Raw genomic sequence first — 15,909 nt, forward strand, 5'->3', positions numbered from 1 at the left:
ATCCCCAACCCCCAACCCCTACTATGTTCTATGTTCTTTGCTCTATGCTCTTTGGTAACTTTTCAGCTTTTTATCAGCAGCAAACCAAGGCAAGCATGGTACACTACGCAACGTTGAGAAGAATTCTGATTGTACAAGGGATAAACTGCAATGCACAAACGCTTGCTCCCTCTGGTGCTGGCGCTGGTGCTCGTCGTCACACCGTTTTTGCTGGCCAACCCCGCTACTCCCGCCGCTGCTGCCGAGATTCCATGGGGTGATAAAACAACGCCATTTGGCATGGTGGTCTCATTGGGCAACCGCGTGCGCGCCGATGAAATGCCCACCATGATTCGGTTGATGCGCGAAGCTGGTGTTCAGTGGAACCGCGAAGAAATTTGGTGGGATCAGGTTCAGTTTGAGCCAGATGGCCCCTTTCGCTGGGATGGCGATAGCTCAAAATTCTATAATTATGATCGGGCGATTCAGTTGCAGGCCGAAGCTGGCATCAACGTTTTGGGCTTGCTCGATTATAATCCTGCTTGGTTCAAAGGCCGCAATCCGCACCCAGAAGAATGGTTGAACGATTGGGGCGATTATGTGTATGCAACGGTCGCCCGCTATGGCCGTGAGCGTGGCCAGATCAAATATTGGGAAGTCTGGAACGAGCCAAATCTGGTGCCATCGGGCTATGAAAGTGGCCTCTACAACGTCGATGATTTTGTGCGCGTCCTGCAAACTGCTAGTGCTGCAATTCGCGCTGCCGACCCTGAGGCCAAAATTGTCTTGGGTGGTGTCGCAGATATTTGGAGCGAAATTCCCGAATTTGCCTACGATACGCCCGATTATCTGCAACGGTTGTATAATCTTGGCGCTTGGCCAATGTTTGATATTTTGGGCTTGCACCCCTACCGCCCAGATGCGCCCGAAGTGCCGGTTTTACGTCGCGATCGCACCCAGACCTATCGCGAACAAGCTGCCGAAATCGATGCCCTGCTGGCACAATTTGGCAGCAAGCCGATTTGGTATACCGAGGTTGGTTGGTCGACAGAAAGCGATGGAATTGTTGATGAAGCTGAACAAGCGGCGTGGTTGCAACGCTTCTATCTGCTGGCGATGACCCATCCAGGCGTTGAGAAAATCTTTTGGTACGATTTCCGCAACGACACAGGTGATAATAGCAATTACACCCGCCCGATCAACGACCCAACGGAAAATCAATTTCACTTTGGCATGTTGCGGCGCACCTATCCACTCAATTTTGATGATCAACGGATTCGCAAGCCAAGCTATAGCGCCTATTATCATCTGACCCATAATTTGGGTGGCTTGAGTTGGCAAGCAAATTATGCATTGCCCTATGATGGTGGGCTTGGTTGGCAACATTGGAGCAACGGCGATCGTTCGGTTGATATTTTGTGGTGGGTCCACGAAGCGCAATCGCCGCCCTATCTCGAAATTAATTGTGATTGCAAGCATGTGCAAGTACGAGCCTACGATGGAACGCTGCTACGTGTCGTCAACACCGACACTGGCACCGTCAAAATCCAGCCCGATCAACGTGGCATGCCAATTTGGGTTGAATATGGCGGCTACAGCGGTGCAGGCCGGAGTTTCGCCGAAACGCCGCATACGATTCTTGGTGGTTTCCTGAGCTACTGGGATCAAAATGGTGGTTTGGCTCGCTTTGGCTTGCCATTAACCGACGAATTGACCGAGCCAGGCCCAGGCCGCATGCCAACGATTGTGCAATATTTTGAGCGCAATCGCTTTGAATTACATCCTAACAACCAGCCCGAATTTCGGGTGCAACTCAGTTTGTTGGGCGTGCGTTCGCTCGAACGTGGTGGTGTTGATTGGCGTAGCCTTCCGCCAGCCCAAAATCCGCCTGCTGAATGTAGCTATTTCGTCGAAACTGGTCATAGCTTGTGCTATCCCTTCAAGCAATATTGGGAGCAAAATGGCGGCATTGCCTTGTATGGTTTTCCGGTCAGCGAAGCATTTTGGGAATACGACGAGGCCCAAGGCAAAGGCTTTTTGGTGCAATATTTCGAGCGTAACCGCTTCGAGCATCATCCTGAGCTGGCTGGCAGTGCCTACGAAATTCAGCTAGGCCTGCTTGGCCGTCAACTCTACCAAGGCTGGGCGCAGTATCCGTAAAGAATATAGAACATAGAGGTTGGGGATCGGAGGTCGGGGATCAGGCTTTTGGTTATTAGAGGCATGCCCTCACCCCCAGCCCCTCTCCCACTGAACGCGGGCGGGGAGCACGGATTCAGCGGTTCCCCCTCTCCTTGCTGGCGGGCGAGGGGGCGAGGGGGTGAGGGGATCAGATCCAATGTAACCGATTGCCTTTTTTTTCCTACAAATTCCAACCCCCGTTCCCGAGACCGATCTCCAAACCGCGCTTATGCTCTATGCTCTATGCTCTATGCTCTATGTTCTTCAATGAGGGAGTGCAATGTCAATTCACTACAAGCGCGATTTAGAAGCCATCGATTGGACCAGATTAAAAGCTGAGCTTGCAGCCGATAAGTTTGATAATGGGCGCACGCCAGAGCAATACCAACGATCGTTTGCCGCCAGCTATAGCGTCTGTTTTGCGCTCGATGGCGAACGAATTATCGGCAAAGCGCGTGCCTTATCCGATGGCGTATGCAACGCCTACATCGTCGATGTCTGGACGCGCAGCGATTATCGCCGCCAAGGTATTGCTAGCAGTTTGGTGAAGCAGATTTTGGCCGATTTGCAAGGCCAACACGTTTGTTTATTTACCGATGATCAACAACGCTTCTACTTGCAATTGGGCTTCGAAGAAGAAACCACAGGGATGTCGCAGGTGATTGGCCAATGGTTACAGAAGGCATAAAGGAGCAGCGATGTTGGTTGTTCTGAGTCAAGCAACCGTCCAGCAGCACACTGTTAATGCTCGCGAACTCAACCAAATTACGGAAACTGCCCGCATGCTTGGCATGCGGGTTTATTCGTTGCCAGCAGAGCCTGAGCACTGGGTAGATGTTGATGCTGCTTTAGCCTATGTGCCAGTTTTCGAGCAGCCGCAAACGGGAATTTGGGTTGGCTATATTCCAAAGCCGGAGCATTACACTGCGCTCTATCAAGCGGCAGCAACCCGCAATATTTGGCTCATCAATACCCCAGAACAGTATCAAACTGCCATGGAATTCGATCGTTTCTATCCCTTGCTTGACGAGCTAACGCCATTAAGTTGTGTCATTACTGAGCTTGGCCAATTAGCCGCAGCAGAAGCTCGCTTGGGTTGGCCGATCTTTGTCAAAGGCGCAATCAAATCGAATAAGGAGCAGGGTTGGCAAGCGTGTGTAGCAACGACCAGCGCCGAACTTGAACGCCTAAGTGCCCAACTCTTGAGCCAACCAGCGCAAGCGCGTGGGCGGGTTATTTTGCGTCGTTTAGTTCAGTTGCGCATGCTTGAAAGCCATTATCAGGCCTTTCCATTAGGTCGCGAATATCGTGTCTTTGTCTATCAAAATCAAGTTTTGGCCTATGGCTTCTATTGGGATGCACCAAGTGAGGAATTTGTACTGAATGCTGCCGAGCTTGCTAGCGTCAAGAATTTAGCCTGCGAAGCTGCTCGGCGGGTTGGCACACCATTTATTGCTGTCGATATTGGCCAACTTATCAATGGCGATTGGATTGTGATTGAAGTTGGTGATGGACAGTTTTCGGGCTTGAGTCAAGTGCAAGCACTTGAACTATGGAGCCAGCTCAAAGCCAAACTTGAGGTAGTGGCCGAATAAGCAAAGTGGCGCAACAGGCAAGGTTGCGCCACGCATTCGATTAGCGCCGAATGTCTTTGACCAAGCGCAAACCTTGGCCATCGCTCAGCCAAAGCTCGCCACCATGTTGCATATCGAGCAAGGTAAAGAAGCTGCGTTTGGCATTGCTAGCTCGTTTCGTTGCGTCGAATGTATTGCCACTCATGCTCATCAATGAGCCTTGGTAGCTCATAGCTTGATAGTCGGCGGCGCTGCGGTAGACCCGTACTCCCTTTTCGCCCAAATGCCAGCCAATCAAGCCATTGCCCGTATCCTCTAGAATCAAGTCGAGTGGGGTGAATTGAGTTAAGCCGTTAGCCGAGTTGAAACGCCACCAACCAGTTGGTTCTATCTCATTGTAGAGCTGGACAAACAGTTGGTTATTGGCACTCAGCAAGCGATAGGGTGTCATGCCATTCAGGTTTTGTTGGCTGGTTTGTTGCGGTTGGCCATTGGTACGCCAGAGGCTGGTGCCAATCCCTTGAGTATAGACTTGATAATACACCTCGTTATTAACCTTGGTCAGTTGTGATGCTGGTAATGGGTTGCGAATGCTGCCCGTAATCCATGGGTGAGTTGCCAAAACATGCTGCTCGCCAGTGCTGATATTGACATTCCAGATGCCAAATGTGCCTTCATTGCTCGCTGCAACGATTACATGGTTTGCATCTAATGGCTCTAATTCAAAAACACTATGCAGATCGCCAGCAAAATTGCTGATCTGGCGCGTGCCAGCCTCGCTACCATCAGTCCACCACACTTGTGCTCCAGCCTGCTCGTTGCGGGCTAAGAAGGCCATACCCCCGGCCATGGGCGTGTATTCACTCCAAAAATAGCTATAGCCAGTTTCTACGTTCGAGTGACCTGCACCAGGGTTGATGTCGCGCAACAGCTGCGTGCCTGCTGCTGTGCCATCGCTATACCATGGCTCAACTCCGCTTATGCCATCGTTGGCAAAAAAGAGGATTCCATCACCCAAGGCTATTAGGTTGGTCATATAGGTATTGCTACCTGCAAGCTGTTTTAGCAAACGGGTTCCTGCCTCGCTGCCATCGCTAAACCATAGTTCGTAGTTATCATTGGCATAGCGTAGGAAGAACAGGCCTTGCTTGCCAGCAGCAAGTTGATATGGCCAGCCATCGCCTGCGCCAGGCTCAATATCTTTAACTAAGCGCGTGCCGTTTTCGCTGCCATTACTCGCCCATAACTCACGGCCATGAATCCCATCCTCAGCAGTAAAGAAGAGCGTGTCATTGACCAACGTTAATTCATAAGGCCACGAACTTTCACCACCACGTGATTGTTGTGATTCTTTGCCAACCAAACCAAGCAACACTTTGAATTGATCAGGCTGATTGGGATGCCACTCGAAGCGCGCACGCTCAAAATGTTGAGTCAACACCGTATCGCCATTGGCATTGGTTTCGGTTTGAACATCAGTCAGCGGATAGCCAAATAATTGTAATGAACGGCCAAAGCTATCGAGCTTGGGGTCGTTCAGGCCATGGTTTTGCCAATAGGCCATAAAGCCCAAGCCATTGGCTTGATTACACACATTATGCCCGGTTGTTTCAAACCACAAACAGCCTTGTTGTGTCCCAGTTTCACGCGGTAGCATCTCGCTATCAATATTGCGATAGCGCAGCAAATCATCGCCAAGCCGCCCCAGCAACACATCATAGGGCGCGGCAAACTCAGGGTGCAATTCAAAGCGTGCCCGTTCAAATTGCTGAGTCAGGAAAAATTCATTGCTATCTTGATTGTAGCGACTTTCAGCAATACTCAACGGATAGCCAAAGACTGGCAAGCCGCCGTTTTGCTGCCAATACTCCAAAAAGCGGCCTTCGATACAAAAGCCAGTTTGCTCGAAACATTGCTGCTCAGCCGCTCGACTGGCGTAAGGCATTGTCAAACTGGCAACGATCAAGCCCAAAAGAATCCAATATTTCATCGCTATTCCTCCAATACATCAATATGCTGAGTATAGCGATTGGGCTTGTTTTGGGCGATGAACGGCGTGTGGTACACGACTGTGAATCAACTTACAAACTCATGGCAAGCTGAAATTTGGCTGATTGGCAAGCAAAAACTCCACCTGTTGCTCCAAGTGGAGTTTATTGCTAAACGTAGATCAGATCGTTATGGGCGAATATCTTTGACCATGCGCAGCGTGCTGCCATCGCTATACCACAGTTCTTTGCCATGCTGAAAATCGCTCAGGTCAAAAAACTGCTCGTTGGTTGAATATGGAAAGGTTGTGCCTTTGCCCATCACCGAGCCACGATATTTAAGTGGCTGATTGCGTCCGTCGTTGCTATACAGCCGCAGCCCAGCAGGCAGCGATTCCCAGCCAAACACCCGATTGCCTGTAGGATGCAACTGTAGCGCCAAAGGTGTTAGTTGGGTTAGTTCATTCTTCGCATTAAAATACCACCAGCCAACCTTACCAAATTCAGCTGTGCTCAACGCGAAATACACTTGCTCGCTTGATGCGACCAGCCTTTCAATTTGATAGCCCTGCAGATTGATTTGGCTTGTTTGGGCTGGATCGCCATTGGTGCGCCATAAACTCAGCTCGCCATTTTGGGTTTTGCTCAGATAATAGACCATTCCGCCAACCGCGGTTAATTGGCTGACTGGGTTTGGATTGCGGGTGGTGGCAATCATCGGGTAGCTGGCCAAAAATTGAGGATCGCCATTGGCAAGGTTAATATTCCATACTCCCAGCTCATAGTCCAAATGGCCTGAGGTTGCAATTAGGTGTAAGTCGTCCAAGCGTTCTAACTCGAAGCGCCCAAACGATTTAGGCAAGCGGCTGACGAGGCGCGTCCCATTTCTTTCGCCGTTCGTCCACCAGATCTGTGCGCCATTTTGGCTGTCGTAGGCAATAAAGGCCATGCCCTTATCAATTGGGGCATAATCGATCCAATAACTTATATAGCCATCGGAAATAGCAGAAGCTTCGCTGCCAGGGTTGAGATCACGCAGCATATAGGTTCCCGCTTCAGTGCCGTTGCTATACCATGGTTCGATGCCATGCACGCCATCATCGGCCCAAAAAATAACTCCATTGCCCAAGCTTTTAAAATTGGTAAGCTTGGCGTTGGCTTCAAACTCTTTAACAATCCGCGTCCCTAGCTCAGTACCATCGCTGAACCACAATTGATCTGCTGCTTGCTGATTGACAACAAAAAATACGCCGTGATTGGCAGGCTCTAATTGAGTTGGCCACGTCGCTTCGGCTCCTGCCACAATATCTTTGACCATGCGTGTGCCGCTGTCAGTGCCATCGCTGACCCACAACTCTTGGCCATGCACACCATTATCAGCAGTGAAAAATACATGCGAATCGATCATCGTCAGGTGACTAGGATTGGAACCTTCGCCATACACCAATTGCTGTGATTCTTTGCCAACCAAGCCAAGCAGCACTTTGAATTGATCGGGCTGGTTGGGATGCCATTCGAAGCGCGCGCGTTCGAAATGTTGGGTTAGTACGCTATCGCCATTGGCATTGGTTTCGGTTTGAACTTCGGTCAATGGATAGCCAAACAATTGCAACGAACGGCCAAAATTATCAAGCTGTGGATCGTTCAGGCCATGGTTCTGCCAATAGGCCATAAAGCCCAGCCCATTGGCTTGATTGCAGACATTGTGGCCAGTCGTTTCAAACCACAAACAGCCTTGTTGCGGCCCAGCTTCGCGTGGCAACAATGCACTATCAAGATTGCGATAGCGCAGCAGATCATCGCCCAGCCGCCCGAGTAACATATCGTAAGGTGCGGCCAATTCGGGGTGAAACTCAAAGCGGGCGCGCTCGAATTGCTGAGTTAGAAAGTGCTGCCTGCTATCATTATTGTATACAAGGTCGATTGTGGTCAACGGATAGCCAAAAACCGCCAAGCCACCATTTTGCCGCCAATACTCCAAAAAACGTCCGTCAGTGCAAAAGCCGGTTTGCTCGAAACATTGCAGTTCGGCGGCATGGCTCGCTTGCGGTAATCCCAAGCTTGCGACGATCAAACCCAACAGCATCCAGCGTTTCATCATGGTTCCTCCACTACATCGATACGTAGAGTATAGAAAGCCCTTTCACTGATAACGATGATGCTTTGCTGCGAAACGACTGCGAATTTGCTTACAAGCTAAATTCAATCTGAGCTGGTGCTGATGCGCCCATAAAGGCTCCACCTGTTGCGACAAGTGGAGCCAGCTGTTGAACTTCGTTTGTTATGGGCGAATATCTTTGACCATGCGCAACGTGCTGCCATCGCTATACCACAGCTCTAAACCATGAGCCAAGCTTGGCAAGGCCAAGAAGATACCTTGATTGGTGCTAAAGCGACTTACTTGGGCAAACGCTGGGCTATTGGCCAAACGATGAAAGCCCGAGCCAAGGTAGGCCAGCGTTTGGTTGCTGGTCGAGTTAGCATACACGCGGTAGGGTGATGTTTCGCCGCTAATCCCAAAGATGCGCTGACCATTAATCCGCAGTTGTTGAATATTAAGCCCGCTGCGTTGTTGTAGCTTCGTGCCATCCCAGGCCCACAAGCCAGCCTCGCTGCGATCAGCATTCAGCAATTGGAGATGCAATTGGCTTTGGTTCTGGTCGTTGCTGATGTTTTTAAGCTGATAGCCAGCTAAATTGATTTGGCTTGCGCCTGTTTGGCCATCAACCTGCCAGAGGGTTGAATTAAGCTCATCAACCACGTGGTAATAAACCTTGTTGCCAATATTGACCAGATTATGCGCCGAAACGATTAAGCGCGTGCCAAGGTAAAAGCGGGCATGGCTGGTGAGTTGGCTTTGCTTGCCGGTTGCCATGTCGATCTGGACAATTTGGACAGCCTCAGGTTGCTGAACTGCTGCAATAATCTGCTGATCATTCAAGCGTTCGAGTTCGGCCACAAATTCATTATTTGCTGCAAAGTTGCTAATTTGGCGCGTGTTTTGACTGCTGCCATCGCTGAGCCACAGTTGGTTGCCAGCGCTGCCAGTGTTGGCCATAAACACCAGCCCATTGGCCATGGAAGTGAATTCCCCAGCAAAATAATAATTACAACAGGTTTCAACTTTAATTTCCGAGCCAGCTGGGCCTGGGTTAATATCGCGAATCAGATACGTGCCAGCGCTGCTGCCATTGCTGAACCATGGCTCAATTCCAGTTTCAATGCTATTGCCCAAAACAATGACCCCGCCAGCAACTGCTGCAATATCAACGATTGCTGGTTGTTCGACGGCTGGGCGCATAAACGAATAGACCAGTTTGGTGCCAATTTCAGTGCCATCGCTGACCCATAATTGGTCGTTAGCATCAGTTGTAATTACAAAAAACACTTGGCCAAGCGCGGCGGTTAATCGATATGGGTTGCTTGAGCCAGTTGGCCGAATATCTTTGACCATGCGCGTGCCTGCATCGCTGCCATCGCTGACCCATAACTCTTGACCATGAACGCCATCATCAGCGGTGAAAAACAAGCGGCTATCGATCATGGTGAGGTTGCTGGGGCTTGAGCCTTCGCCATAGCGCAATTGCTGCGATTCTTTGCCCACCAAGCCAAGTAACACTTTGAATTGATCAGGTTGATTGGGATGCCATTCGAATCGCGCACGCTCGAAATGTTGGGTCATCACTGTATCGCCGTTGGCGTTGGTTTCCATTTGCACATCAGTTAGCGGATAGCCAAACAATTGTAACGAACGGCCAAAGCTATCGAGTTTTGGGTCGTTCAAGCCATTGCTTTGCCAGTAGCGCATAAAGCCCAAGCCATTGGCCTGATTACAAACATTGTGCCCAGTGGTTTCAAACCACAAACAATCGACTTTGGAACCGGTCTCACGCGGTAACATTGAGCTATCGAGATTGCGATAACGCAGCAAATCATCGCCCATCCGTCCCAGCAACACATCGTACGGAGCGGCAAACTCAGGGTGCAACTCAAAGCGAGCGCGTTCGAACTGTTGGGTCAAAAAAGTTTGCTGACTATCCTGATTGTAGCGATCTTCTGCTTTGTTGAGTGGATAGCCAAAGACTGGCAAGCCGCCATTTTGCTGCCAATATTGTAGAAAGCGACCTTCGATACAAAAGCCAGTTTGCTCGAAACATTGCTGTTCGGCGGCATAACTCGCCTGGGGTAACGCTAAACCAACAACAACAACGAACAAGAGAATCCAACGTTTCATCAGTATTCCTCCTAGATAACTATAGGCGTGAGTATACGCAACTAGGTCGCTGATAACGATGAAACGTTGCTCTCAACAGGCTTGTAGTTTGCTTACAAGCTATAATTTTGCTGAAAATGAGCTGCTAATGCTTCTGTTTTATGGGCTTGGCTTGGCGGGCATCGGCCAGCGCAATCAGCACTTTTGGCGCTAGCAGCCAACTAATTTGGCCATGCTCGCCCTGCATTTCAACTCGGCAAACCGTGCCTTTTTTGAAAATCAGGTTGGTGCCATAGCCTGCAAGCTGCGCCACATACTCGCTAAGATTCGGCTGATGACCAACGATCATCAAGCTTGAACAACCGGCGTTGAGGCATTCGGCCATAAAATCGCTATTGGCAGCATCGGGCTGCAATTGCGCTTTGTGCACTGGTGGGTCAGTGCTAAGCGCTTCGGCAATAATGCTGGCGGTTTCGGCGGCTCGCGGCAAGGGGCTACTCAAAATCAGATCTGGTTTGATTTCCAGCAAGCGCAAGGCTTGGGCACATTGGCGAATCCGCTTACGCCCGCGCTCGGTTAAGCGCCGATCCTGATCAAGGCCGCTTTCGGCCCAATCTTCGGCAATTCCATGGCGCACAAAATAGAAAATCATTGGCACACTCCACAAAAATCAAGGCTCTTGCATTATGCCTGATTAAAGCAAAACAGGGATCACACATGCATGTGATCCCTGCTGCAAGAAGGCGATTTAGCGTGGCATAATCAAGCCATAATTGCCATCGTTACGGCGATAGACAACTTGGATTTTTTCGGTTTCAGCATCGCGGAACACGAAGAACGAGTGGCCCAGCAACTCCATTTGTTCAATGGCTTCATCGCTAAACATTGGGCGCAAGGTTACATCTTTGGCCCGAATAATTTGGCGTTCTTCTGCTTGTTCCGCATCTTCGGGCAAGGCTGGCAGCGGAGCGGCAATCATTTCGCCTGCTGAGCGGCGCAATTTGCCACGGCGATAATGTTTTTCCTTGAAGCGGCGAATTTGGCGCTGCAAATTATCGTGCACTGCTTCGACCGCTGGATACAGCTCGCGATCACTTTCTTCGGCTCGTAAGATAATTCCGTGGTCGGCCAACAACGTTACTTGGACGGTATATGTTTCGCCGCTACCTCGCAATGTTTCAAAACGGCATTCCACTTTCCAATCGTTAATTCCGTCAAGGTAGCGTTCTAATTTGCCTAATTTTTCTTGGATAAATGCTTTTTGCGCATCGTGTAGCTTAATATTACGGCTCTTAATGTTCCATTCCACGGTACGCCTCCTTAAAAAAACCTAAAGTGCACCAGCTTCTTACCCAAGCAAGGTAAGAAGCTGGCAAAGGGCTGCTCCTAGTGGAACGTTCTTCAATTGGCTGCTGCTGTTACGCATAATCCTCAACCCGCATCAAAGCCCCATTGCAAACCAAAGGGCGAGGAGATTTAACCAGTTCTCAATGCTGAATTGCATTGTACGTTCACGATCCAAGTGTTGCGAATGTGCGGTGCTTATAACCAGCACCCAATTTGTTCACCAGCGTCATTCTCTGCAACCAACCACAAGCTTATGGGCTTGGGCAATTGATTGTGTGAGAATGCAGCTCACTTGGAGCAGTTGCCAGTATTGTACTATGGCCATGAAGTGAACGCAATAGAACCAACATCCGATTGTAAAAGCGAGGGAAAGAGCATAGAGCATAGAACATAGGGGTTGGGGATTAGGTGCATTCCCTCACCCCCAGCCCCTCTCCCACTGAACGCGGGCGAGGGGAGCACTGATTCAACGGTTCCCCCTCGCTCGCGGGCGGGAGAGGGGGCTAGGGGGTGAGGGGGGAATCGTTGTTAACGTAATGAATCAGTACACATAGAACATAGGGGTTGGGGATCAGGGGGCAGGGATCAGGGATTGGTAAAAATAGCATAGAGCATAGAACATTATGCTTCAGGCTATTGGCTATCGAAATGTTACAGCGCTCAGAGTAAATATCTGCTCGCTTTGTATGCTTCATTGTTAACCATAAAAATTTATATGCTCTATGTTCTATGTTCTAATACTCCCTATTGACAACTGCTCCATTCATGTTTATACTTTGTGTCATAATAACACTATTAGGAGCAGCTATGACCGAAACTGCTGAAAACTACGATGCGACAAAATACGAGCGGCCTTCTGTAACGGTCGACGTGGTGATATTTGGCTTACGCAGTGGGCGCTTGCATGTGCTGATGGTGCAGCGCAAACATTGGCCCTACGCCGACCATTGGGCCATCCCTGGTGGCTTTGTCAACATGGATGAATCGTTAGAAATGGCTGCTCGGCGCGAGTTGGAAGAAGAAACTGGGGTGCACGATGTGTATATGGAGCAGCTGTATACCTTCGGCGAGCCTGGGCGCGATCCGCGCACCCGCGTGATTAGCGTGGCCTATTTTGCCTTAATTCGCACCGAAGAACAAGCCCTGCAAGTTTCCGACGAATCGAATGCAGTGCGCTGGTTTCCAGTCGATGAATTGCCCAAGGATTTAGCCTTCGACCACGAAAAGATTTTGCGCTTTGCAATTGATCGTTTGCGCTCGAAGCTTGAATATACCACCTTGGCCTTTCAATTGCTACCCAAGGAATTTAGCTTGCCCAAGCTCAAACGAATTTATGAAGAAATTTTGGGCGAGAAGCTCGATAAAGCTAATTTTTATCGCAAGCTGCGTGATTCGGATTTGCTCGAAGATACTGGCAAACTGCTCAATAGTCGCGGGCGGCCAGCTCGGCTCTATCGTTTCCGCGATTCACGCATTGAAGGCGATTTTGTTTTTCGCTATCGCGAAGCCAAAAAGAAGGACGAAGGATAATTATGAAGGATGAAGGATAAATTATGAAGGATGAAACATCTTTCAAACTTGAATATTAAGCCTTAACGCAAATTATGATCCAAAAATTGATCTGCTTTGCGTATCTCAGGCTAGATCGCTGAAGGCTGATCGAAACAGGATTAAGCTTGATTACTTCATCCTTCAACCCTCATCCTTCGTCCTTCTAACGAGTGATCTGCTTTGCGTATCTCAGGCTAGATCGCTGAAGGCTGATCGAAACAGATTAAGTTTGATTACTTCATCCTTCAACCCTCATCCTTCATCCTTTCAATAGGGGTGTTTATGTATACTTTAGCTTTAGCTCAATTTCGCCCACGCAAGGGGCATTATGCTGCGAATTTAGCGCGGCTTGGCGAATTATTCGCCCAATTTGGCAGCAACGAGCGCCGCCCAGATGTGCTGATGTTGCCGGAAACTGCCTTGACTGGCTATTTCCTTGAAGGCGGCGTGCGTGAACAAGCTCTCACCGCAGGCCAGCTGTTTCACGATTTGCAACAGACGTATTTGGCTGCTTGTGGCGCTGACGCTCCCGCGCTGGATATTGTGGTTGGTTTTTATGAACGTTGGCGCGAGCGTTTTTACAATAGCGCTTTATACGCCACGCTGGGCAGCGATAGCAATTTGGCGGGCATTGGTCATGTGCATCGCAAGATGTTTTTGCCAACCTATGGCGTGTTTGATGAAGCACGGTTTGTTGAGGCTGGCCGCGAAATTGCCGCTTTCGATACCCGCTTTGGGCGCGTCGCAATTTTAATTTGCGAGGATGCATGGCACTCGCTGAGCGGCACAGTGGCCGCGCTCGATGGGGCGCAAATGCTATATGTCGTTAGCGCCTCGCCTGCCCGTGGCTCCAACGAAGATCGCCCAAGCAACCTCGCTCGTTGGGATGATCGGATTCGTGAGATTGCTGGTGAGCATGGCGTATATTTGGCAGTTTGCCAAATTGTCGGCTTCGAAGGCGGCAAAGGCTTTGCTGGCGGCTCGGTCGTGGTTGGGCCACGCTCCGATGAACGGGCGCGCGCTCCCTTGTGGTCGGAAGCGGTGCTGTTGGTCGATATTGATCTGAGCGATTTGACCTTGGCCCGGGCTGATTTGCCTTTGTTAGCTGATTTGGAAGAACGCTTGCCCTTTATTTTGCGCGATGTTAACGCTGCCAGCGAAGGCAAAAAGCGCCAAAGCAGCTGGGATACGGCGCTTTCCAGCGATTCGCAAGGGCTGAGCGATGCCAGCTCACACAAACATACAATCGATAGCGAAGGCGAAAAGCGCGCTAAAGCAACGGTGGGCAAGCAAAGCTTTCCAATTATTGCTGCGCCGCGCTTCGACCCAAATAGCGACGAGCCATTGCGCATCAATCCCGAACTCACGCTTAATTGGCTGATCGAGTTTCTGCGCGATGAAGTTGGATTTCGACGTGGCTTTAAACAAGTTGTCATTGGGCTATCCGGCGGTGTGGATTCGGCCTTGACCACCTATCTGTGTGCCAAGGCGTTTGGCCCAGAGAACGTGTTGGCCGTGCGCATGCCCTATCGCACTTCATCGTCGGACAGCTTAGATCACGCGCAGTTGGTGATTGATGATTTGGGCATTCAGCAGCGCACAATCGAAATTACCAACGCTGTTGATGGCTATTTGGCCTTTGAGCCAGATGCAGATGGTCGGCGACGCGGCAATGTGATGGCTCGCACGCGCATGATCGTGCTGTTTGATCAATCACAGAAACTTGGTTGTATTCCGATTGGCACTGGCAATAAAACCGAGCGTTTGTTTGGTTATTACACCTGGCATGCCGACGATGCGCCGCCGGTCAATCCGCTGGGCGATTTATTCAAAACCCAAGTTTGGGAATTGGCTTCGGCCATCGGTGTGCCCGATGTGATTGTGCATAAGCCAGCCTCAGCAGATCTGGTGGTTGGCCAAACCGACGAAGATGATTTTGGCATCTCGTATCGCAAGGCTGATCGGGTGTTGGCTTATTTGCTAAGCGGCTATCGGCCTGAGCAATTGGTTGCGCGTGGTTTTAATGCCGATGAAGTGGCAATTGTGCAACGGCGAGTCAATACAACCCACTGGAAACGCCATTTGCCAAGCACTGCCATGCTCTCCAGCACCGCCATCGGCGAATATTACTTGCGGCCAGTCGATTATTAGAAATTATGAAGGATGAAATAGTTAAGCTCACAATTCATACTTCATCCTTTCAAAGGGAGTTTCCATGCTTGCGAAGAATAGCCAAGGATTTTTGGAATATTTGGATAACTGGTACGCCAACTTGCCCGAATTGCCACTCGACGATTTACTGGTCGCTGGCGCTGATCGGGTAGCGGTGACCTGTGTGGATATTATTGTGGGTTTTTGCACCGATGGCGCGTTATCTAGCCCACGGGTACAAAGCATCGTTGCGCCGATTGCTGAGCTGTTCAAAACCGCTCATGCTGGCGGCGTGCGCCACTTCATCTTGCCGCAAGATGCGCATCCAGCCGATGCAGTAGAATTCGGCGCGTTTCCGGTGCACTGTTTGCGCGGCACGAACGAAGCCGATACCGCACCCGAATTGCGGGCCTTGCCATTTGCCGATAGCTTTACGATTTTCGAAAAGAACTCGTTGAGCGCTGCTTTGAGCACTGGCTTCCCAGCGTGGGTCGCTGAGCATCCCGAAGTTGACACCTACATCGTGACTGGCGATTGCTCGGATTTATGTGTCTATCAATTGGCGATGTTCTTGCGTTTGGATGCCAATGCGCGCAACGTCCAGCGCCGCGTGGTCTTGCCCGCCGAATGTGTTGATACCTACGACACGCCGCTGGAAGTGGCCAGCGAGCTTGGTTTATATGCTCATCCTGGCGATTTTCATCATGTGTTCTCGTTGCACCATATGGCCGCCAATGGTGTGGAAGTCGTCAAAGCCCTGAAATAGGGTCTTAAATTTCTCCACAGCCCCTCGCTTGCTAAGCAGGAGAGGGGCTTTTTGTTGGCTTTATATAACCACTGTTGCTAGTTAAATGAACGGATTGTGATGATGCATGCCGAAAGGATGAACCCTAAACCCCTTGGCTTAACGCAGAACGTCCTCGAT

Annotated in this window: 11 protein-coding genes; 6 read left to right on the forward strand and 5 right to left on the reverse strand. The window is 50.2% G+C overall.

What is annotated here, in order from left to right:
* Nucleotides 1-150 precede the first annotated feature (150 nt).
* From JOD20_RS04320 to JOD20_RS04330, 3 genes are all read left to right on the forward strand, one after another.
* On the forward strand, nt 151-2,139 hold the full coding sequence (locus JOD20_RS04320; RefSeq protein WP_204754083.1) for a cellulase family glycosylhydrolase: 1,989 nt from the start codon (nt 151-153) through the stop codon (nt 2,137-2,139).
* A gap of 301 nt (nt 2,140-2,440) precedes the next feature.
* Complete coding sequence (locus tag JOD20_RS04325; RefSeq protein ID WP_204754084.1) at nt 2,441-2,848, forward strand: GNAT family N-acetyltransferase; 408 nt, start codon at nt 2,441-2,443, stop codon at nt 2,846-2,848.
* Between the two features lie 10 nt (nt 2,849-2,858).
* On the forward strand, nt 2,859-3,755 hold the full coding sequence (locus JOD20_RS04330; protein WP_204754085.1) for an ATP-grasp domain-containing protein: 897 nt from the start codon (nt 2,859-2,861) through the stop codon (nt 3,753-3,755).
* A gap of 40 nt (nt 3,756-3,795) precedes the next feature.
* On the opposite strand, the gene JOD20_RS04335 is transcribed toward JOD20_RS04330, so the two are convergent.
* From JOD20_RS04335 to hpf, 5 genes are all read right to left on the reverse strand, one after another.
* Nucleotides 3,796-5,724, reverse strand: a complete 1,929-nt coding sequence (locus JOD20_RS04335; RefSeq protein WP_204754086.1) for an ELWxxDGT repeat protein — start codon at nt 5,722-5,724, stop codon at nt 3,796-3,798.
* Nucleotides 5,725-5,912: 188 nt separating this feature from the next.
* Nucleotides 5,913-7,823: an ELWxxDGT repeat protein gene (locus tag JOD20_RS04340; protein ID WP_239583706.1), complete on the reverse strand. Its 1,911-nt coding sequence runs from the start codon at nt 7,821-7,823 to the stop codon at nt 5,913-5,915.
* Nucleotides 7,824-8,003: 180 nt separating this feature from the next.
* A complete protein-coding gene (locus JOD20_RS04345) occupies nt 8,004-9,956 on the reverse strand; it encodes an ELWxxDGT repeat protein (protein WP_204754087.1) in 1,953 nt (650 codons plus the stop codon).
* Between the two features lie 124 nt (nt 9,957-10,080).
* Nucleotides 10,081-10,587 carry a phosphohistidine phosphatase SixA gene (gene sixA / locus JOD20_RS04350; protein ID WP_204754088.1) on the reverse strand — a complete coding sequence of 169 codons (507 nt, stop codon included), beginning with the start codon at nt 10,585-10,587 and terminating at the stop codon, nt 10,081-10,083.
* Between the two features lie 96 nt (nt 10,588-10,683).
* Entirely contained in the window at nt 10,684-11,244 is a 561-nt protein-coding gene (gene hpf, locus JOD20_RS26850) for a ribosome hibernation-promoting factor, HPF/YfiA family (RefSeq protein ID WP_204754089.1), read from the reverse strand.
* 845 nt (nt 11,245-12,089) lie between these two features.
* On the opposite strand from hpf, the gene JOD20_RS04360 reads away from it, so the two are divergent.
* The 3 genes from JOD20_RS04360 (at nt 12,090) to JOD20_RS04370 (ending at nt 15,750) form a co-directional block, all read left to right on the forward strand.
* Nucleotides 12,090-12,812: an NUDIX hydrolase gene (locus JOD20_RS04360; protein ID WP_204754090.1), complete on the forward strand. Its 723-nt coding sequence runs from the start codon at nt 12,090-12,092 to the stop codon at nt 12,810-12,812.
* A 303-nt stretch (nt 12,813-13,115) separates the two neighbouring features.
* Nucleotides 13,116-14,984, forward strand: a complete 1,869-nt coding sequence (locus tag JOD20_RS04365) for an NAD+ synthase (RefSeq protein WP_204754091.1) — start codon at nt 13,116-13,118, stop codon at nt 14,982-14,984.
* A 64-nt stretch (nt 14,985-15,048) separates the two neighbouring features.
* Nucleotides 15,049-15,750 carry a cysteine hydrolase family protein gene (locus JOD20_RS04370; protein ID WP_204754092.1) on the forward strand — a complete coding sequence of 234 codons (702 nt, stop codon included), beginning with the start codon at nt 15,049-15,051 and terminating at the stop codon, nt 15,748-15,750.
* Nucleotides 15,751-15,909 lie beyond the last annotated feature (159 nt).

This window comes from Herpetosiphon giganteus, assembly GCF_016907925.1.
In the GTDB taxonomy this organism is placed as follows: Bacteria; Chloroflexota; Chloroflexia; order Chloroflexales; family Herpetosiphonaceae; genus Herpetosiphon; species Herpetosiphon giganteus.

Coding starts and splice junctions, on each gene's coding strand:
- JOD20_RS04330 (WP_204754085.1), top strand. CDS start 2,859: ATGTTGGTTGTTCTGAGTCAAGCAACCGTCCAGCAGCACACTGTTAAT.
- sixA (WP_204754088.1), bottom strand. CDS start 10,587: ATGATTTTCTATTTTGTGCGCCATGGAATTGCCGAAGATTGGGCCGAA.
- JOD20_RS04365 (WP_204754091.1), top strand. CDS start 13,116: ATGTATACTTTAGCTTTAGCTCAATTTCGCCCACGCAAGGGGCATTAT.
- JOD20_RS04340 (WP_239583706.1), bottom strand. CDS start 7,823: ATGATGAAACGCTGGATGCTGTTGGGTTTGATCGTCGCAAGCTTGGGA.
- JOD20_RS04345 (WP_204754087.1), bottom strand. CDS start 9,956: ATGAAACGTTGGATTCTCTTGTTCGTTGTTGTTGTTGGTTTAGCGTTA.
- JOD20_RS04325 (WP_204754084.1), top strand. CDS start 2,441: ATGTCAATTCACTACAAGCGCGATTTAGAAGCCATCGATTGGACCAGA.
- JOD20_RS04335 (WP_204754086.1), bottom strand. CDS start 5,724: ATGAAATATTGGATTCTTTTGGGCTTGATCGTTGCCAGTTTGACAATG.
- JOD20_RS04370 (WP_204754092.1), top strand. CDS start 15,049: ATGCTTGCGAAGAATAGCCAAGGATTTTTGGAATATTTGGATAACTGG.
- JOD20_RS04320 (WP_204754083.1), top strand. CDS start 151: ATGCACAAACGCTTGCTCCCTCTGGTGCTGGCGCTGGTGCTCGTCGTC.
- JOD20_RS04360 (WP_204754090.1), top strand. CDS start 12,090: ATGACCGAAACTGCTGAAAACTACGATGCGACAAAATACGAGCGGCCT.